This window comes from Sorangium sp. So ce834, from assembly GCF_051521425.1.
Classification (GTDB): domain Bacteria; phylum Myxococcota_A; class Polyangia; order Polyangiales; family Polyangiaceae; genus Sorangium; species Sorangium cellulosum_D.
Window position 1 is genome coordinate 1352632 of sequence record NZ_CP150351.1, and the last position, 20749, is coordinate 1373380.

9 protein-coding genes are annotated in these 20749 nt (G+C 65.7%); 3 read left to right on the forward strand and 6 right to left on the reverse strand.

The window, feature by feature from the left end; all coding sequences use genetic code 11:
- Positions 1-102: 102 nt before the first annotated feature.
- Complete coding sequence (locus WMF20_RS05035) at positions 103-735, reverse strand: hypothetical protein (protein WP_437611169.1); 633 nt, start codon at positions 733-735, stop codon at positions 103-105.
- A 262-nt stretch (positions 736-997) separates the two neighbouring features.
- Here WMF20_RS05035 and WMF20_RS05040 point away from each other — a divergent pair, with 262 nt between their 5' ends.
- Positions 998-3709: a P-loop NTPase fold protein gene (locus WMF20_RS05040; protein ID WP_437611170.1), complete on the forward strand. Its 2712-nt coding sequence runs from the start codon at positions 998-1000 to the stop codon at positions 3707-3709.
- A 310-nt stretch (positions 3710-4019) separates the two neighbouring features.
- Here the strand turns inward: WMF20_RS05040 and WMF20_RS05045 are convergent, their stop codons facing one another.
- Positions 4020-4514 (reverse strand): hypothetical protein, encoded by a 495-nt coding sequence (locus tag WMF20_RS05045; protein ID WP_437611171.1) that lies wholly within the window; start codon positions 4512-4514, stop codon positions 4020-4022.
- 489 nt (positions 4515-5003) lie between these two features.
- Here WMF20_RS05045 and WMF20_RS05050 point away from each other — a divergent pair, with 489 nt between their 5' ends.
- Both WMF20_RS05050 and WMF20_RS05055 read left to right on the forward strand, forming a co-directional pair.
- Positions 5004-9893, forward strand: a complete 4890-nt coding sequence (locus WMF20_RS05050; RefSeq protein ID WP_437611172.1) for an FG-GAP repeat domain-containing protein — start codon at positions 5004-5006, stop codon at positions 9891-9893.
- Positions 9894-10232: 339 nt separating this feature from the next.
- Positions 10233-15230: a hypothetical protein gene (locus WMF20_RS05055; RefSeq protein ID WP_437611173.1), complete on the forward strand. Its 4998-nt coding sequence runs from the start codon at positions 10233-10235 to the stop codon at positions 15228-15230.
- Positions 15231-15498: 268 nt separating this feature from the next.
- Here WMF20_RS05055 and WMF20_RS05060 read toward each other — a convergent pair whose 3' ends face one another.
- The 4 genes from WMF20_RS05060 to WMF20_RS05075 form a co-directional block, all read right to left on the reverse strand.
- Positions 15499-16521: a trypsin-like serine protease gene (locus WMF20_RS05060; protein ID WP_437611174.1), complete on the reverse strand. Its 1023-nt coding sequence runs from the start codon at positions 16519-16521 to the stop codon at positions 15499-15501.
- A 454-nt stretch (positions 16522-16975) separates the two neighbouring features.
- On the reverse strand, positions 16976-18001 hold the full coding sequence (locus WMF20_RS05065; protein WP_437611175.1) for a trypsin-like serine protease: 1026 nt from the start codon (positions 17999-18001) through the stop codon (positions 16976-16978).
- A 177-nt stretch (positions 18002-18178) separates the two neighbouring features.
- The gene (locus tag WMF20_RS05070; protein WP_437611177.1) at positions 18179-19201 is read right to left on the reverse strand and encodes a trypsin-like serine protease; all 1023 of its coding nucleotides are present in this window, start codon (positions 19199-19201) and stop codon (positions 18179-18181) included.
- A 612-nt stretch (positions 19202-19813) separates the two neighbouring features.
- The gene (locus tag WMF20_RS05075) at positions 19814-20737 is read right to left on the reverse strand and encodes an RNA ligase family protein (RefSeq protein WP_437611178.1); all 924 of its coding nucleotides are present in this window, start codon (positions 20735-20737) and stop codon (positions 19814-19816) included.
- Positions 20738-20749: the final 12 nt, after the last annotated feature.

A 20749-nucleotide genomic window follows, 5' to 3' on the forward strand; every position in this document is an offset into this window, starting at 1 on the left:
CGGAACCCCCTATCGCCAAAGGGGAGGAACTGTTACCCCCTATCGCGTGAAACGGGGGATCCACTGCCCCCCTTGACATCACGGCGAGCGTCTCTCCGGCGGCTACTCATCCCGGCGCTGTCGCCGCTCCTTCTTGTGGAGGTCATCGAGCGATGATGGCTTCACTGGGTCCAGCCCGGCCACCTGAACGAGCTCTGCGAGGATGACCCACTTGCCGCGCTTGGAACTGGACCAACCTCCCGACGCTGACGGGGCCCGCGCGCCGGGTTTCTTGTTCGCCCATGCCACGACGGCTTCCGCCAGCAACCCCCGCCCTCTCTCCGAACCGAGCCGGTTAGCGATCGCGGGATAGACCTGCCTGATATGGAACCTAGCAAGCTCCACCGCGTAGGCGAGCCCCTGCTCGCCCTGGTCTGTCCAGCAGATCGGACCAGTTCGGTCGGCGTAGAGTCTCACCGCGAAGTCTAACGCGTCCATGATGGTGAGCTTTTTGTGCTGCTCGCCGCTGATCCCCCAAAGTGCAAGCTGGGCGGCCTCGATGCTGTCCGCCAGTCGACGTCGCGTCCTCTCCTCCAGTGTCGAATCCTCAAGTCGATCGGCGATCGCAAGTATCTGGGTGGCTAGAACGCGTGCGCGCTGCGCCGGAGGCGGGGGTAACTGCCCCGGGATCCCTGCCGGCGCCGCGGGCGCCGCCTTGTCGCCCGGCTTGATGGGTGCGGTCGGCTTGCTGGCCATGCCGCATGATACAGCAGCGGACGTGCTGCGTGCAGGTGCAGTCCTTCCCCTCGGGCACGGAGCCGCCCTGCTACGTCAGTCCTGGTCGCGCTCCCGCTGCGCCGTCCACGCGCAGGGCCGGCCAATCGCCTCGGGCAGCGGGGGCTCGTTCGTGCGCACCTTTCCTAGTCTCGTGAGGATTGCGCCCGCGGTCCAGAATTGGGTACCATGGCGCACCGTGTCGAGAATCGACGCCCTGAAGGTTCTTCAAATGGATCGACCTATGGAAACAGCGACCATCACAAGAGTGCTAAGCCGGGCTCGTGCCCACATCGTGTCATGCGCATTGAAAATATGGAAGAACGTGCGCTGGATCATGGTGTCAGCGGTCACATTCTGGATTGTCGCCGACCTGCGCCATGTTCTGCCGATAATAAGACAGCAGATGTTATCACAATTCAAAACTACAATTGAGTGGGTCAAATCCAACAGTGCAACAGAGATCGTGGCAGCGACTGGACTGGTCGTTGTTCTTCTTGCCTGGTCGGCGCTCATGCGATGCGTAAAGAGTTTGCGTAAATTGCCAGCGCTACTATCGGCGATCAGTCTCGTGGTACTCTTTGGCGCAATTACCTCGCTCATAATCTTTGATATTGGTTCATTGTATTATGCGCTTGTTGGGGCAGCGTGGGCAGGGTTAATCATCGCAGCAACTTCTTTCCAGGAGAGTCATGTGTCATCGCTTCCTGGTCTCGATGCGCCATTGGAGAATGAGTGCAACGACACCTTCGAGCGCACTAACATCGTGACGCGAGTCTTGGCACAAGTGACTCAATCCACGATTCGGTGTCCCAGGACCGCGTTGATAGCGCCAGTCGGCTACGGCAAGACTACGGTGGCAAACTTCGTTGGTAAACGCGCAGCCGAGCAAGGTCATCTGTTTGTAAGATTTGATCCATGGCACCACCACATGTCTGAAGATGTGCGGAGTGCACTGGTTGCCACTATTGATGACGCATTGTCCCATTGCTCGGGTCGCACCCACACCTTTGCGGGCTTTCGGCACTGGCTGATGAAGCTGTCCCGTGGCGCCGTAGAAGACCAGAAATGGGCAAACGCGTTGCTCGCACCAGTAGAGGCGCGACTGAAAATCGGTCAAGACGAGCTAGCACGAGCAATCGCGGACGCACTTCCGCCAGGGAGCCGTGTCATAATATTCGTTGACGATCTTGAACGATGCAGTGCAGCAACCGCGCTAGATATGCTGATGCAGGCCCGTGAGATTTTTGATGTGACGGGATTAGCGTACATTTTTGCATTCGATCGCGTACGTCTTCAGCAGAAACTGGAAGCGGCCAACCTGATTTCACAGGGGGACCTAAGTGTCTTGGACAAGGTGTTTGATTATCGTGTCGAATTGCCGCCGCCTGCCGCTGATAAGCTGCGTCTCCTGCGAGCCGAGTTGGGCAAAATCCACAATCTGTCCACCGACACTCTTGCGACGCTCGACACGCTGAGCGATCTTCTTCCTGCTGCACCTAGAGATACGAAGCGGTTCTTGACCATGGTTGGAGCATGGCCTCAATCCATCGACAAGCCATCCAAGACGCTGAGCCAGTCGTACCTGATTCTATTGCTGCTGCTCGAATACTACTCCCCGAGTTCGATTGCTTGGATATCAAAGCAGAGCGAGTGGATTGATGACCTCGATCAAGGGGTCATCCGAGAAGGTTTCCGTGTCCGCGCGGGCCTTCCAGCGATCAGTAAAGACACGGATGATGACTCGCGTATGACCAAGGCTCCTTGGTCGAATGTGCCAGAGGCGGTCGCAGTGCATTCGAGAGCGCGTCTATCGAGCACCTTCAACGCCCGTGGGCATATCGCATGGATTCTGGGTCAATGGAATTCAACAGAAGAGCAGCTTGCAGAGCAAATACGCAGAGGTCTCGAGTCTGGCAGTGCGACAGGGATCGAGCTTCTGCGCAAGATTGATGGATACGGACAAACTATAGACGCCGATGCGCTCTATGCAGCGCTACTTAGAGTTGGCAACGAGCGCGGTGCTGAGATGAAAGGACAGCCGCTTAGACGTGACGAATTGAAGCTACATGGGGAACTGCGCACGATCGCAGAGGCTCGCGAAGTGTGCGTTACTGATGCAGCGAAGGCTGGGAGCCGCATCGCTCCGCATTTAGTGAAAGACACTTTGTCTTCATTTTGTGAGTGGGTTGGCTGGGGTGGGCTCTATGCTGATGTCCTCCAGCGCGAGTGGGTAGTTCTAGAATCCTTATCTAACCATGCCGGGAAGAGTGCAATAGAGTATCTGGTGGCACTAGATTTGCGTGTTACACGTTTTGACCCGAATGGTGGGGCTTCATCCGCCGTCAATCGCCTAAAGAGGCGGCTGATGCCACTGGCGAGCGAAATCGTACTTGAGCGATTCTCCGTGCCGGGCTATTGTAGAAGTCTTGTTCGGCGCAGTCCGGAAAGTCAAGTTGAGGACGAACTGCTGCTCTCTCTCGAGTTGTTCGATGATCCGCTTGTTTGCGAAAAATTCTATCGAATGATGGATGCTTCTGTGCCAGGAGACGCTGTGTGGTGCAATGTGTTTGATTTTCTTCAGCGCCTCATGGACAGAGCCATGGAGCGCGATAGTCTGGCCGCTCGCGTCGCACGGCGGCGAGAGCTGATGGAGGCCATGTGGAGATGTGTGACTCGTGAGCCACTCAATGAGACATACGTGGTGATTTTGGAGGGTTATCGACGGTGGCTAATCGATAACGTTTCGAGTGCCGACGCGTTTCCGCTGCCAGGCTGGTGGGGTTCGGTTTCTCGAAGTAGCCGAACTCGTTGGACGGGTGATGCAGATGTGGAGTATTCGGCTGGTCGAATTTTGCCTAATGCGTCCGTCGTGTCGGCCAGTGGCGACGTTAAGCGAGTTTCCGCTTCCGAAGGGGAGCAGGATAGAGATGCGGATGGTGAACATGAGGCATGATTCTAGTTATGATTCCATGCCGTGTGAGGAGTGAGACTGGGAGCTGTAGAGCGGTTCCTGCGGAACTGGGTGGCCGTCGACACGGGGCGCTGTGGCAGCGAGATTTTCCGCAGACCTGCGGCGGTGGTGGCCTTCGTTAGGCGCCGCAAGCCTACTCACGGGAGGAGGCCGATGGCGCCATCGGCTCGACGTACTGTGCGCCCCTAGGACGCACAGAAATTTCGAGAGGTACGAGCGGCGATTGGGGCCGTAGCGTGGATGCCGGCTGGTGGAGAGCGGCTTCCCTCTTAGGCAAGCCAGAGCTGGGGCGCTACGAGCGCACGCGCCGGGCGCTGGCGAGGTCGACCACGGGCGCGACGTGCGCGGGCGCGTGCGGAGCGCCGAGGAGCTCTGAGAGGGTGCGAGCCGCGATCTGCGCGGTCGCGAGGTCGCCCGCCGCATGGGCAGCGGCGATCGTCTGCGTCAAGGTCGCGACGAGCTCCTGGCGCGGGCTGCCCACCGGGCGCGTAGCCGGGGCAGCTTCGGGTCGGGCACGAGTCGCCAGAGCTGCCTCTTGCATGGGCGCCGAGGGCATCGCCGGAAGCGTCACGGAATCGTCCAGCTGACCAGAGATCGCGGGGTTAGCGCCCGCGATCGGCGTGTTGACGTCTACCTCGATCCCCTCGAAACCCGCGTAAATCCGCTCGATCGTGTCATCCCGCTCCCCCAGACGAGGGCCCGGCACCGCTGTCCGACCCGGCTGCTGGTCGTGACGATCGGCGCGGCGATGGCCCAGTGGTGCTCGCGGCCGATCGACACGGGCCACCCCGGCTTGACCCTGACGCCGCTGGTGCTCGGCCCTGCGCGCCTCGCGCGTTCGCCGGCGAGGCCATATCCACCCCCACCCCACGCTGGAGACCTGCGCGCCCGCCACCAGGTGGCACGCGGCCTTCGACCACGTGCCTTGTGCCTTGTGCCACGTGGCACGTGCCACGTGCCGCAATGCGCGCCGGGTAGCGAGAGCGGGCAGCTTCGGCTCGCCGGCCATCTCACCGCGCCCTGCGGGGAGGCGCGCGCGCTGTGGCACGGCCGCTGCTTTCGCGGTGCGCTGCTGCGAAGGGGCCGCCTTCACGTCACAGCCAGCCTGCAGGCCCAGAGAGGGAGACCGATGCGTCACTGGTTAACATTGCTTGGATCCATCGTCCTGGTCGGCGTTCCAATCACCGCCGATGCGCAGAGCACTCCATGCAGAGGCGAAGCTCAGATCTTTGCCGTCTCGCGGTACCGCGAAACGGCAAATGAAGCGTCGATCTTCGTGTACGACGGTGACCACGCCTTCTCCTTGCGCGGCGACGACTACGGCGAGCCCTATCACGCCACGGCCATCACGTTCGCCAACATCGACGAAGATCCGGACCTCGAGCTCATCGCGGGGCGCAACTCGCGCAGTTGCCTGCTGGGCTGCGACGTCCAGCCGCGCCTCGTCGTCTACGACGACAAAAACAACGAGTTCAAGCAGATCGCGACGCTGGGCGAGTGGGACACGAGCAAGGGCGTGACTGCCCTGGCAGCGGGCGATCTGGACGGCGATGGCAAGGACGAGGTCGTCGTCGGCTTGAACGAAGCGACCGATGACGTGCCGGCCAGAGTGCTGATCCTGGATAACTTCACCGGCGAGGGCGCGAACCCCGGCTTCAACACGATCCTCGAGCAGCGCGCGAACCCGGAATGGGGCCCGGACTACTACGTGACGGGGCTCGACGTGCGCGACATCAACGGAGACGGTCGCGCCGAGGTCGCCATCTCCAGGGACAGCCCGTGCGATATCTTCTGCAGCGGCATCGGGCTCCGCGTCGAGGTCGCGAACCTGGATAGCAGCGGCGAGCTCGTCACCCGCTTCAGCGCGGGTAATGGCGTGTTCGGCAATGACACTGTCGTGCTCGGGGTCAAGCTCCTCGACTTCGACGGCGACGGCAAGGGGGACCTCGCGGCGATCGCGGAAGGAGATCACGGCGACCAGCGCGTGTTCGTCTTCCCCGGCGCGCACGACCAGATCTTCATGCCGATCGACTTCGGCGCTCCTTTCGACCCCGGCAGCAGCAACTGGGACGGCGACCTCCAGGCCATCTCCATCAGCTCCGGGCACATGAACGGTGATCAACGGGAAGAGCTGGTGATCGGGCGGAGCCCGGGTGACAAGCGGTCGAAGCTGGTGATCTACAGCAAGAACGCCGACGGGAGCATCTCCGAGACCACCCGCGGTCAGGACTGGGGCGGAGACGTCGGCGCGAACGCGGTCGCCGTCATCGACACGGATCTGGATGGCCGGGGCGAGCTCGTGTTCGGGCGCACCGACAGCCCGAACCCGAGGTGGGGCGTCTACGACGACCTCGACACAGGCGTTGCCTACCGGAAAGGGGGTACCAGCGACTGGTCCGAGGACGAGGACTACTACATCACCGACATCGCTGTCGGCGACAAGCTGTGCACCATCCAGGGCGAGTCGCACCCCGTCCCCGACTCGATCGCGGACGCCAACGACGAGATGGACGACCGCTTCCAGAAGCTGCTGCGGGTGTGGATGCGCACCTTCGAAGGCGACTGGACCAACTTCGGGAGCTGGGATAGGGCGGCCCTCACGGGCTTCCGCCGCATCGGCGCGGGGCTCGCGGCGCTCGTCCATCTGCCCGAGGGGGACCTTCTCAGGCCGCCGAGCAACTTCCCGCAGCTCGTCGAGAACTGGCTCCTCGAGAACGCGCACATGCATGACGACGTCGGATCGAAGGCGGACTTCGATTTTCATCTCATGGGCGCGATGACGCTGCTGAACGCGTTCGGGAACACGCCGCTGCTCACAGACGCGTCCGTCAAGGCGCTCCTCATGTACACGTCGCGGACCCGGGCGGGTTGTGAAGCCTTCCTCCAGTACGAGAACAACGTCTACCCGCCCGGCCGTTACGCGAATCTTTGCACACCCCAAGTCCCGTACGCCGGAGACACGGTGCGCAAGCTGGTGTACCACGCGCCACTCACGGATTGGTTGGGGTTCACCATCGACGTTCCGGAGACGGAGAACCACGTCCTCATGATCAACACCTGGATCTACCTGGCGAACCAGTGGATCCGCAACAATCCACGGCAAGATCCGGACATCCAGGCCCTTCACGACCGGAGCCCGGAGAGGTACGTCAACGACGGCACGGCGCTCGAGCAAGGGCTGCTCGCCATCCTCGGACGGGTCACGAAGAACGGCTTCTTCGAGACCAACGCGCGCCCGTACCAGGGCCTCACGCTGCGCGCCTTGATGCAGCTCGCGGGAAACGCCGAAGGCGAGAAGGTGCGAACCGCCGCGCGCAACGCCGTGGACTACATGGCCGCCATGGTCGCCTTCCAGTCGTACCATGGCAAGCGCTATGCTCCGATGCGACGTCAATGGGAGTACAGAGACCGGCTGGCGCTGTACTCGGGCGACTATCCGCCGATCATGTTCGGTATCCTGACGGGCGCGTATTCGTTCAACGATGATCCGGAGTGCCCGAAGTGGGCTCGCAACTGCATGTGGTGGAACGGCGGAGATCAGTACAGAGGGTTCGCCCTCGAAGCCGTGCTCAGCGGCTACCAGGTGCCGGAGCTGATCCACCACTTCATGCTGAAGCCGGACAACGAGCAGCCCGGGTTCGGCGCGTACACGCGCGCCGCGGCGCGCTACTCCACGCAGTTTTACCGCATCCACGGGCCGGCGCGCTACCCTGCGCCCAACGTGATGGGCGACCCGTACCTCGACTCCATCGCGCGTGATCCGGACCGCATCCTGGAAGAGATGCTGATAGAGCAAGGCCGGTATTCCGGGACCTGGAATTACGAGCCGGCGCTCGAGCACTACTTCTCCACCGGCGACTTCCTGAACAGCTCGGGCGGCAGGTACCGGCCGTTCGACAACGCGGGACTGGATAGGGTCCCGGGACTGGGTCCTCTCCCGGGACTGATCTCTGAAGAGGATATCGAGGATACGATGCCGGAAAAGAAGCACGCGCACGACTTCGTCGCGAGGCCGAGCGTGCTGCTGCTCCCGGACGATCACGGTAACTGGGATGTGCCCGAGGCCCAGCGCTTCACGCCGATGATGAGAGGGAACGGCTATACCTCGAACAACGGGCCCGTTTACAAGAACGTCACGCTCGGCTTCGATCCGCATGAAGACTGGCCTGTGCGGACGCCGGATGGCTGGGACCCGAGCGACGTCGTCATGCTGGACAACGGGTCGAGGGCCAAGGTGATCACCAAGCCGGACGGCAGCCTGCACCTCGTCGTGGTCTCCTTCCCCGTCATGCACGGCGGTCTGTGGGAGGTCGTCCCTGGTCATTGGGGCTCAGGCACCGAGGAGGTGGGCGTCCCGGCCGCGGAGGTCCTGAGCGCGGTCGTGTCGAGGAACGCCGGCCTGGCGGCGCAGGGCAACACGCTCCCCTACCAGACGGTGGTGAGCAACGAGCGGCTCGACATCGGCATCTCGGAGGAGGAGTCCCTGTTGTGGATCGACAAGATCGGTAACGCCCCCGCGGGCGCGGTCGATCCGAAGGTGTGGGAGGAAGTCATCGATTTCCCGCTGCTCTTGGTCCAGCAGGTCGACGCGGACTACCAGTTCACGGGGGTCGAGTACGTGCGCGCCATGGGCGACGGGCTCGTCACAATCCACAACCCGCACCTGAACTCGACGTTGATCCTCGACTCGAGGGACCACCAGAACCCGGACCGCAACGGGGACCTGCCCACCCAGGTCCGGTTCGACGGGAGCTGGCTGCCCGCCCAGCCCGGCTCCGCCGCGTACAACGCCGACGGCAGCGGCTTCACCATCACCCCGAACGGCGCTGGCAACGCCCGCATCAGCCGCGAGTACCCGCGCGAGGGGACGAGCTGGACGCCGGGGTCGGTGCGGTTCTCCGTCGCGGTCACCGGCAACCCGACCCGCAGCGCCCGGCTGAAGGTCACGCTGAGCGCGGCCTCGACCGGCACCGTCCAGCTCGGCTCGACCGTGGTGCTCGCCGACGTCCTGACGGCGGGCGAGACGGACGTGCTCTTCAACGTCCCTGCCGCCACCCTGGCGGCGCTCCAGCAGACGCAGGAGCCGGTCACCCTCGCCATCGACGTCGCGGGCGCTGCCGGCGCCATCGTGGACGTCAAGTCGCTGCGGGCCAAGACCTATCGCACCACGCCGCTCGGCCAGGGCCTCGTCGGCCGCTGGGACCACCCCTGGACGACCACGACCAGCAACTCGATGATCCCGGTCGCGACCGTGGGCGAGAGGTCGCAGCGGGTGTGCGGCGCGGGCTCCCGCACGCTCGAGAGCCCGCCCTTCACCCCGAAGGACTTCACCTGGATCTCTCGCCACCTCGCGGTCGACGTCCGGATCCCCACCGGCCTGCCGAACCCGGCGTGGCAGGGATCCGTGCAGCTCTACTACCATGATCGGCCCGAGGACACCGTGTCCCAGTTCGCCGGGCAGTTCGATCTGACCGGTTATCCCGCGGGCGAGTGGGTCACGGCGCACTTCACGCTCCCCGAGCCGGTCTTCGCCGCCCTCCAGGAGACCGACCGCGGCTCCACCCTGCAGGTCTCGCTCATGGCCGACCCGGCGAACGGCGACTGCTTCCAGTTCGACAACGTGCGGTTCATGGGGGAGCTCCAGTGGAACGGGACGATCAGCTTGCCCGCGAACGACGGGCAGTTCGTGCCGGTCACCACCGCCGCGCGCGTCCTCGGCTTCGAGACCGCGGATACCTGGCACGTCGTGCAGGGGACCTCGGCGGGCCTCGTCGAGTCGCCGAGCCAGCCGGAGGCGAACGCGCTGTCGGTCGCGGTCTCGAACTACACCGTCATCGAGAGCACGTCGTTCCCGACGAGCGAGCTCGCCTCGTTCGGTCCGACGCTGAAGCTCCAGGTGGTGTCGCCGCCTCCGGTCAACCCCGGCTGGGCGGGCGATGCCACGATGTTCCTTGAGTGCATGGGCGCGAACATGTCGCACGCGGAGGTCGCGACGAACACCGTCCCGCTGCCGCAGGGCTCGGGCTCCCACGTCGTCAGCTTCACCGTGCCTCCGGCGGGTCTCGCGCTCCTCGCCCAGGACAACGAGTGCCAGCTCCGGCTCGCGATCAACGGCCCGACCAACGCGGGCACCTACGTGATCGATCACCTGCGCTTCGCCCCCTGACACAAGCGCCCCGCAGGGCCGCGCGACCCCGCGCGGCCCTGCCCGCCTCGCGCGCTCTGCGGCGAGGCCATCCCCACCCCCACCCCGCGCTGAAAACCAGCGCGCCCGCCGCCGGGGCGCACGCCGCCTTCAGCCACGTGCCTTGTGCCAGTCGGCACGTGCCACGTGCCGCGATGCGCGCCGGGGAGCGAGAGCGAGCAGCTTCGGCTCGCGGGCCATCTCGCCGCGCCCTGCGGGGAGGCGCGCGTGCAGTGGCACGGCCGCTGCTTTCGCGGTGCGCTGCTGCGAAAGGGCCGCCTTCACGCCGCAGCCAGCCTGCAGGCCCAGAGAGGGAGACCGATGCGTCACTGGTTAACATTGCTTGGATCCATCGTCCTGATCGGCGTTCCAATCACCGCCGATGCGCAGACCGAATGCCGGGGCGAAGCTCAGATCTTCGCGGTCTCGCGGTACCGCGACACCGAGGACCAACCGTCGATCTACGTGTACGACGGCGACCACGTCTTCACCGTGCGCGGCGACAACTACGGCGAGCCCCATTACGCCACGGCCATCACGTTCGCCAACATCGACGGCGATCCGGACCTCGAGCTCATCGCGGGGCGCAACTGGCGCAATTGCGTGAACTGCAACGTCGTGCCGCGCCTGGTCGTCTACGACGACAAGACCACCCATTTCAAGCAGATCGCGACGCTGGGCAACTGGGGCACGAGCAAGGGCGTGGAGGCCCTGGCGGCGGGCGACCTGGACGGTGACGGCGACGACGAGGTCGTCGTCGGCTTGAACGAAAGCACCGATGGGCTGGCGGCCAGGGTGCTGGTCCTGGACGACTTCATCCATGACGGCGACAACTCCCATTTCCAGGTGGTCCGCGAGCAGCGCGCGAACCCGGAATGGGGACCGGACTACTACGTGACGGGGCTCGACGTGCGCGACATCAACGGAGACCGTCGCGCCGATGTCGCCATCTCCAGGGACAGGCAGTGCGGCCTCGGGTGCAGCGGCATCGGGCGCCGCGTCGAGGTCGCGACCCTGGATGGCAGCAGCGGCGATCTCACCACCGTCTTCAGCGCGGGCGACGACGTGTTCGGCGACGCCCCCGTCGTGTTCGGGGTCAAGCTCCTCGACTTCGACGGCGACGGGAACGGGGACCTCGCGGCGATCGCCGAAGGAGATCACGGCGACCAGCGCGTGTTCGTCTTCCCGGGCGCGCACGACTTCCTCTCCTTGGACATCGGCTTCGGGGCTCCTTTCGACCCCGGCAGCAGCAACTGGGACGGCGACCACCAGGCCATCTCCATCAGCTCCGGGGACATGAACGGGGATGAAAGGGAGGAGCTGGTGATCGGGCGGAGCGGCGGTGACAAGCGCTCGAGGCTGGTGATCTACAGCAAGGACGAGAACGGGATCATCTCCGAGACTACCCGCGGCCAGGAGTGGGGCGAAGACGTCGGCGCGAGCGCGGTCGCCATCGCCGACACGGATCTGGATGGCCGGGGCGAGCTCCTGTTCGGCCGCACCGAGAGCCCGAACCCGAGGTGGGGCGTCTACGACGACCTGCTCACAGGCGTCGTCTACCGGAAAGGGGGGACCACCGACTGGGACGAGGACTACTACGTCACCGACATCGCCGTCGGCGACAAGATGTGCGTCGTCCACGGCGATCCGCACCCCATCCCCGGCTCGGTCGCGGACGCCAACGCGGAGATGGACGATCGCTTCGAGAGGCTCTTGAAGGCGTGGATGCTCACCTTCAAGGGCGACTTCACCAACATCGGGACCTGGAAAGACGCGGAGACCGCGAGCTTCCGCCGTATCTCCGCGGGGCTCGCGGCGCTCGTCCACCTGGACGAAGGGGACGCGCTCAGGCCGCCGGAGAACTTCCCGCAGATCGTCGAGGACTGGCTCGTCAACAACGCGTATTATAGCGCTGACGTCGGATCGGAGACGGACTTCGATTTCTATCTCATGAACGCGATGACGCTGCTGAACGCGTTCGGGAATACGCCGGAGGGCTCGCAGCCGCTGCTCACGGACAAGGCCGTCAATGCGCTCCTCTTGTACGCGAAGAGGACTCGGGCAGAGTGCGCCGACATGGGCCTGCCCCCCGAGGACGTTCTCTATAAGATTCGCTGCACCCCCTTCGTCCCGTACGCCGGAGACAAGGTGCGTAAGCTGATATACGAGACCTTCTGGGTGAACGTCCCGGAGACCGAGAACCACGTCCTGATGATCAACGCCTGGATCTACCTGGCGAACCAGTGGATCCGCAACAACCCACGACACGACCCGGAGCTCCAGGCCATTCACGACCTGAGCCCCGAGAAGTACGTCAACGACGGCACGGAGCTCGAGCAAGCGCTGCTCTCCATCCTCGGCCGGGTCACGAAGAACGGCTTCTTCGAGACCAACGCGCGCCCGTACCAGGGCCTCACGCTGCGCGCCTTGATGCAGCTCGCGAGCCATGCCGAAGGCGAGAAGGTGCGGACCGCCGCGCGCAACGCCGTCGATTACACCGCCGCCATGGTCGCCTTCCAGTCCTACCACGGCAAGCGCTATGCCCCGATGCGGCGTCGCTGGCAGTACAACAACGTCCTGGAGCTGTACACCTCCGATTATCCGCCCATCATGTTCGGCATCCTGACGGGCGCGTATTCATTCAACGATGATCCGAATTGTCCAAACACCGCTCGCAACTGCCTGTGGTGGAGCGGCGGAGACCAGTACAAAGGGTTCGCCCTCGACGCCGTGCTCAGCGGCTATCAGGTGCCGGAGCTGATCCACCACTTCATGCTGAAGCCGGACAACGAACAGCCCGGGTTCGGCGCGTACACGCGCGCCGCGGCGCGCTACTCCACGGAGATGTACCGGATCCACGGGCCGGCGCGCTATCCGGCGCCCAACGTGATGGGCGACCCGGACCTCGACGCCATCGCGCGTGACCTCGACTGGAACCCGTTGTTCGGGCCGATCGAGCTGCCGGAATACACCGCCGGCGCTTATCGATACGAGCCCGCGGCCGAGCACTACTTCTCCACGGGCGACTTCCTGAACAGCTCGGGCGGCAGGTACCGGCGCTTCGAGAACGCGGGACTGGGTCCTATCGACGCGGCTGTCGAGGATACGATGCCGGACAAGAAGCACGCGCACGACTTCCTCGCGAAGCCGAGCGTGCTGTTGCTCCCCGGTGATCAGGGCAACTGGGGCGTGACGGAGGGGCAGCGCGTCACGCCGATGATGAGAGGGAACGGCTACAGCTCGAACAACGGGCCCGTGTACAAGAACGTCACGCTGGGCTTCGATCCCCATGAAGATTGGCCGACGTGGACTCCGGATGGCTGGGCCCAGAGCGACGTCGTCACGCTGGACAACGGGTCTCGGGCCAAGGTGATCACCAAGCCGGGCGGCGACCTGCACCTCGTCGTGCTCTCCTTCCCCGTCATGCACGGCGGTCTGTGGGAGGTCGTCCCGGGTCACTGGGGCTCAGGCACCGCCGAGGCGGGCGTTCCGGCCGCGGAGGTCCTGAGCGCCGTCGTGTCCAGGAACGCCGGCCTGACGGCGCAGGGCAACGTGCTCCCCTACCAGACGGTGGTGAGCAACGAGCGGCTCGACATCGGCTTCTCGGAGGAGGAGTCCCTGTTGTGGATCGACAAGATCGATAACTCTCCCGCGGGCGCGTTCGACCCGCGGGGGCCGCAGGAGATCATCGATTTCCCGCTGCTCTTGGTCCAGCAGGTCGACGCGGACTACCAGTTCACGGGGGTCGAGTACGTGCGCGCCATGGGCGACGGGCTCGTCACGATCCGCAATCCGCACCTGAACGCGACGTTGACCCTCGACTCGAGGGACCACCACAACCCGACCCGCATCGCTGAAGGGGACGCGGCCGCGGATCCCCCGAGCCAGATCCGGTTCGACGACAGCTGGCTGCCCGCCCAGCCCGGCTCCGCCGCGCCGAACGGCGATGGCAGCGGCTTCACCATCACGCCGAACGGCGCTGGCAACGCCCGCATCGACCGCGAGTACCAGCGCACAGGGACGAGCTGGACGCCGGGGTCGGTGTCGTTCTCCGTCGCGGTCACCGGCAACCCGACCCGCAGCGCCCGGCTTAAGGTCACCCTGAACGCCGCCTCGACCGGCACCGTCCAGCTCGGCTCGACCGTCGTGCTCGCCGACGTCCTGACGGCGGGCGAGACGGAGGTGCTCTTCAACGTGCCTGCCGACACGCTGGCGGCGCTCCAGCAGACGCAGGAGCCGGTCACGATCGCGATCGAGGTCGCGGGCGCCGCCGGCGCCGCCGTGGACATCAAGTCGCTGCGGGCCACCACCTACCGCGCCACGCCGCGCGGCCAGGCCAGGGTCGGCACGTGGGACGGGCTCTGGGCGACCACGGCCAGCACCTCGAAGAGCCCTGTCGCGACCGTGGGAGAGACGTCGCAGCGGGTGTGCTCGTCGGGCTCCCGCACGCTCGAGAGCGATTCCTTCGTGCCGAAGAGCTTCACCTGGATCTCTCGCCACCTCGCGGTCGACGTCCGGATCCCCACCGGGCTGCCGAACCCGGCGTGGCAGGGCTCCGTGCAGCTCTACTACCATGATCGCCCCGAGGACACCGTGTCCCAGTTCGCCGGGCAGTTCGACCTGACCGGCTACCCGGCGGGCGAGTGGGTCACGGCCCACTTCACGCTGCCCGAGCCGATCTTCGAGGCCCTTCAGGAGACCGACCGCGGCTCCACCCTGCAGATCTCGCTCATGGCCGACGCGGCGAACGGCGACTGCTTCCGGTTCGACAACGTGCGGTTCATGGGGGAGCTGCAGTGGAACGGGGCGACGAGCTCCGGCTTGGGCGACGGGCCGTTCGTGCCGGTCACCACCGCCGAGCGCGTGCTCGGCTTCGAGACCGAGGACGCGTGGCACGTCGTGCAGGGGACACCGGCGAGCCTCGTCGAATCGCCGACGAATCCGGAGACGAACGCGCTTTCGCTCCCGGTGTCGAACTACACCGTCATCGAGAGCACGTCGTTCCCGACGAGCGAGCTCTTCACGTTCGGGCCGACGCTGAAGCTCGACGTGGTGTCGCCGCCTCCGGTCAACCCCGGCTGGTCCGGCGATGCCTCGATGTTCCTGAAGTGCATGGGAGCGAACATGTCGCACCAGGAGGTCGCGACGAACACGGTCCCGCTCCCGCAGGGGTCGGGCGCCCACGTCGTCAACTTCGTCGTGCCTCCGGCGGGTCTCGCGCTCCTCGCCCAGGACAACGAGTGCCAGCTCCGGCTCGTGCTCAACGGGCCCACGAACGCAGGCACCTACGTGCTCGACAACCTGCGCTTCGCGTTCTGACACCACCGCCCCGCAGGGCCGCGCGACCCCGCGCGGCCCTGCGCGCGTAGCGCGCCGCCGGCCCCGAGCTCCGCGAAGCCCTCATGGGCTACGCCTCATCGACGCGCCCGCGCGCCGAGACGCAACTCGGCTGTCCCCTCTGTCTGACGTCACGGCATGTCGGGACGAAAGAGCCGGCGATACGGGCGCGCGCTCGTCCCCGAGGGCGTGAGCGCGCCGTCGCCGTCTTGATGGAGCGCGCGCGATCAGCGGCGCCAGGCAGCGCGCCTCATTTGATGCCGGTCGTGCCGCCGCTGAAGGTCACCGGCCCGTCGCCCATGTCATCGTAAAGATAGCAGTGGTTCTCCAGGCCACCGATGTGGCTGTAGGCGACGCACTGCGAATCGTGCTCGCAGGCGTACTTGCACTTCCTCAGGTCGCCGGACACGAGATCGTAAGGCCATCCGTCGATGAGCTTGTTTTGCAGCGTCTGCGAGTACGTGCCGCTCCCGGTGTACCCGATGTTGTCGAGAACCCAGTTGAGATAGTAGAGGGGGCTCGTGTACTTGTTGCGCGTGGCGAAGGCGACCCATTGATAGCCGAAGAGAACCCCGGACAGGCGCTGCCCGTGGGTGAAGATCGGCCCGCCCGAATCCCCCTTGTTGACGCGATGGTCGTTGGTGTAGAAATATCCACCATCCACGTTGTCCGAGTAGAGGCCGTTCGTCGCATATCGAAGCAGGCTCGTCGGGTTGGCCGCGTCGTCATGCCGCCCGCGGCCGACCTGGGTGCCGGTCCCGTCTTCTCCGGGGTAATTGAGGTCGATGGCGGCCACCACAGAGGTCGACGGGATGGGGCTCGCGAGCGTGAGGACCGCGATGTCGGCGAAGTTGCCCGAGCTGTCGTCGAGCTCGTCATTCCACGGATTCACGCCGGGCCTGAAGACAACGTCGGTGACGTCGGTGGCAGGCGAGTCGGGCGTGTTGCTGGTGCTATAGAACCGCACCTTCGTGGTCCCCGGGACGGGCAGGCAGTGCGCGGCCGTGAGGACATGATTTCGGCTGACGATGACGCCGGTGCAGCCGCCGAGCGACACGACCCGCTGCCGCATCCACGCCGTGGCGGCGGACCCGTTGATGATGGCGCTCGATTCGCTGTCGACGAGCTCGGCCTCGTCGCCGCCGGCGGCGAGTTCCGCCTCGTCGCCTGTCGCGCCTTCGGCCACACAGGCCGGCGCGAAGGCCGCGCACGCGAGGAGGCCGAGCGTTGCGTACATGCGGTGAAGCCGGTTCGAGGTGAAGAGATTGGTCACGAGATTCACTCCTTGCATCCCAGGCTGATTTGCCGTTGATCCGGCTGCCCAGCGTTCCCGAGGGCGCGCCGCGATCGCGTGTCTCGCCTCGCGCGTTTGCACGCGCCGTGCCGAGCGCAGTCACCCGAATATCGAGGCGGGATCACCGCGGTATCTGCGACGGGAGCTCGGCCGATCTCGGAACAACGCTCGAAGCTCGGCGGCAATGCTACGCTGGCACCGCTGGCACCGCTGGCACCGCTGGCACCGCTGGCACCGCTGGCACCGCGCTGCGGCGTTCGGAGGTGGGCAGCTCGGCACCACCCCCGAGCAAGGACGAACGTGACCGTGATGATGGGTGTGACGGAGCTCGTGGGACACGAGCTCCGGTGTCGTGCGCGATGGGCGCGGCATCACCGGGCGGTGCTCGGACCGCGCCGTGAGCTCCTGATGAGCCCGCGCCGCGCCGCGCGCCTCACTTGATCCCGACAGTACCGCCGCTGAAGGTCACCGGTCCGTCGCCCATGTTGTCGAAGAGATAGCAATCGTTCTCCGGGGCTGAGACGTGGGTGTATGCGATGCACTGCGCGTCGTGCTCGCAGGCGTACTTGCACGTCCTCAGATCGCCGTTGATGAGATCGTACGGCCAGCCGTCGATGAACCTGTTTTGCAGCGTCTGCGAGTACGAGCTGTTCCCGGTGTACCCGATGCGGTCGAGGAGCCAGTTGAAGTGGTAGAGGGTGCTCGTGTACTTGTTGCGCGTGGCGAAGGCGACCCACGTGTTGGTGCTGAGCACCCCCGACAGGAACGGCCCGTGGGTGAAGATCGGCCCGCCCGCGTCCCCAGGATCGGCGAGCTCGTCGTTGGTGTAGAAGTATCCATCGTCCACGTTGTCCGAATAGAGGCCGTTCGTCGCATACTTGAGCGCATTCGTCGTGTTGACCGTCCCGTTGTGGTTCCCGCGGCCGACCTGGATGCCGCTCCCGTCTTCTCCGGGATAATTGAGATCGATGCCGGCCACCGCGGAGGTCGACGGGATCGGGCTCGCGAGCGTCAGGACCGCCAAGTCGGCGTAGTCGCCCGCCGTGTCTTCGAAGTCGTCGTTCCACGGATCCACGCCGGCCTTGAAGGTGACGGTGGTGACGCCGATGACGGTCGCGTTGGGCGTGTCGCTGGTGCTATAGAACCGCACCGTCGTGCTCCCTGCGACGGGCTTGCAGCGCGCGGCCGTGAGGACATGGTTTCTGCTGATGATGACGCCCGTGCAGTTGCCGAGCGACACGGTCCGCGTCCGCATCCACCCCGAGGCGGTGATCCCGTCGGTGATGGCGCTCGATGCGCTGTCGACGAGCTCTGTCTCCTCGCCGCCGGCGGCGAGCGCTGCCTCGTCGTCGCCGGTCACGTCCTCGGCCACACAGGCCGGCGCGAAGGCCGCGCACGCGAGGAGTCCGAGGGCAGCGTAGATGCGGTGAAGTCGGTTCAAGTTGAAGAGATTGGTCACGAGATCCACTCCTTGATTCGCAGGATGAATTGCCGTAGAGGTGGCCGCCCAGCGTTCCCGAGGGCGTGCCGCAACGCCATGATGCGTTGAATTGTGTGAGATGGGCGCGGCGTCATCGGGTGGCGCCTGGACGGCGCGGTGCGCTCCTGGTGAGCCCGCGCCGGGCCGCGCGCCTCATTATTTGATGCCGGTCGTGCCGCCGCTGAAGGTCACCGGTCCTTCGCCCATGTCGTCGTAAAGAAAGCAGTGATTGTCCAGGGCGACGTGGCTGTATGCGATGCACTGCGAATCGTGCTCGCAGACGTACTTGCACTTCCTCAGGTTGCCGGATACGAGACTGTACGGCCAGCCGTCGATGAACTTGTTCGTCAGCGTCTGCGAGTACACGCCGTTCCCGGTGTATCCGATGTTGTCGAGGATCCACTCGAAGTGGTACTCGGTGCTCGTGTACTTGTTGCGCGTGGCGAAGGCGACCCATGTATCGCCGAAGAGCACTCCGGATACGAGCTGCCCGTGGGTGAAGATCGGTCCGCCCGAGTCCCCCTTGTTGGTGCGTTCGTCGTTGGTGTAGAAGTATCCGCCATCCACGTTGTCCGAATAGAGGCCGTTCGTCGCATACTTCAGCAAGCTCGTCGGGTTGGCCACGTCGTCATGCCGCCCGCGGCCGACCTGGGTGCCGGTCCCGTCTTCTCCTGGGTAATTGACGTCGATGCCAGCCACCACAGAGGTCGACGGGATCGGGCTCGCGAGCGTGAGGACCGCGATGTCGGCGTAGTCGCCCGCGGTGTCTTCGAGGTCGTCAATCCACGGATTGACGCCGGGCCTGAAGACGACGTCGGTGACGCCGGTGCTAGGCGAGTCGGGCGTGTTGCTGGTGCTATAGAACTGCACCATCGTGGTCCCTGCGACGGGCTTGCAGTGCGAGGCCGTGAGGACATGATTTCTGCTGATGATGACGCCGGTGCAGTTGCCGAGCGACACGACCCGCCGCCGCATCCACGACGTGGCGGCGGTCCCGTTGATGATGGCGCTCGAGCCGCTGTCGACGAGCTCGGTCTCGTCGCCGCCGGTCGCGAGCTCTGTCTCGCCCTCGCCGGTCGCGCCCTCGGCCACACAGGCCGGCCCGAAGGCCGCGCAGGCGAGGAGCCCGAGGGCTGCGTACATGCTGTGGAGCCGGTTCAGTTTCATGAGATTGGTCACGAGATTCACTCCTTGATTCTCAGGATGAGCTGCCGTCGTGCTGGCCGCCCAGCGTTCCCGAGGGCGTGCCGCGATTGCGTATCTCGCATCGCGCGCTTGCTCGGTCCTCGCTCTTTGCAGTCGCCGCTCTTTGCAGTCGCCGTGCCGCGCGCGGCTCTCAGCGATTCGATGCGTGCGCACCGCGGGATCTGCGCCGGAAACATCGGCCAATGTGCGAAGGTCACCCGACGCTCGGAGCGCGGTGGCACCGCTGGCACCGCTGGCACCGCTGGCACGCAGAGCTGGCACCGCGCCCGCGCCCGCGCCCTTCGGCGGCGGGCAGCTTGGCAGGACCTCCAGGCAAGGAGGAACGTGACCGACGAGGAGCTACGCTGCAGCGTCGGGGCAAAATCGTGCATGAACGTCGTCGCGGGGACGTCGAGCGCCCACCATCATGGCGACCTCCGGCAGGCGCTCATCGATGCTGCGTTGCGCGCGCTCGCGCATCAGCGGGCGGAGGACCTCTCGTTGCGCGCGCTGGGCCGGAGATGCGCCCCGATCCCGGGAAATCCCGGCGTGAGCGACGAGCCGCGGCGCTTCGCCGCCGCAGGTTCGCCCAGGGGCACCGCGGCGCTAGATCGGCAGCCCCGCGACCGCCGCCCTGACGGCGCGCTCGAGCGCCTCGCCGTCCTCGGGCGAGAGGGCGCGCATCGCGCCAGGGAACGCCGCTTCGAGATCGACGAGCACGTCGAGCGCCGCCTCCGCGTCGACGGCCGCGCGATCGTGGCGCCCGACCTTCGAGGCGGCGGAGGCCAGGCGCGGGCCGTTCGCGAGCCGCTCGCCCCAGCGGATCAGCGCAGGCAGATCCACCGGGCGCTCCGGATCCCACGGCGCGCTCTCGTCGAAGCGGTCCTCGCGCATCTCGGCGATCTTGCGCTTCAATGCCATGTACGCGCCCGCCGGCATGCGGACATCGGGCTTGGCGACCAGCCCCTCCGCGAGGTTGGCCGCGCCGAGCGGCGGCAAGCCCAGGGCGGACGCGACGCGCGACGGGAAGCGCTCGGGCAACGCGGCGATCTCCACCTTGCGCCCGCGGGCGAGGAGCGGCGGCATCATCAGCCCCGCCACGGCGGCGACCTGCGCCGCCTCGCTGAAGGCGAGGAACGCGTCCTCGCCGCCGCCGAGGGCGCGGAGCTCGAAGAGCGCCCACCGCAGATCGGGCGCGTACCAGACGCCGGTCTGCACCGGGATCACGCCGCCAGCGGGGACGTCCGGGTGGGGATAGCCGCCGCCGAAGAGCTCGCCATAGAGGAAGAGCCGCTCCGCCCCGACCGCCGCGAACGCCGCGCGGGCGGCGTCCCGGAGCGACGCGCGGAGGAGCTGCCAGCCGAAGAAGGGGTCCTCGTCCCGGAGCCACTCCTTGCGCTTGCCGAAGCGGACGCCGGCCGCGTCGACGCCGATCACGAGCTGCGCGCCGTGGATCTTCTCGAGCGCGACCCACGTCGGAGCATCGGTTGCGCCGAGGCACGGCATCTTGGGAAACGCCACGAACTCCATTGCGCGACGATA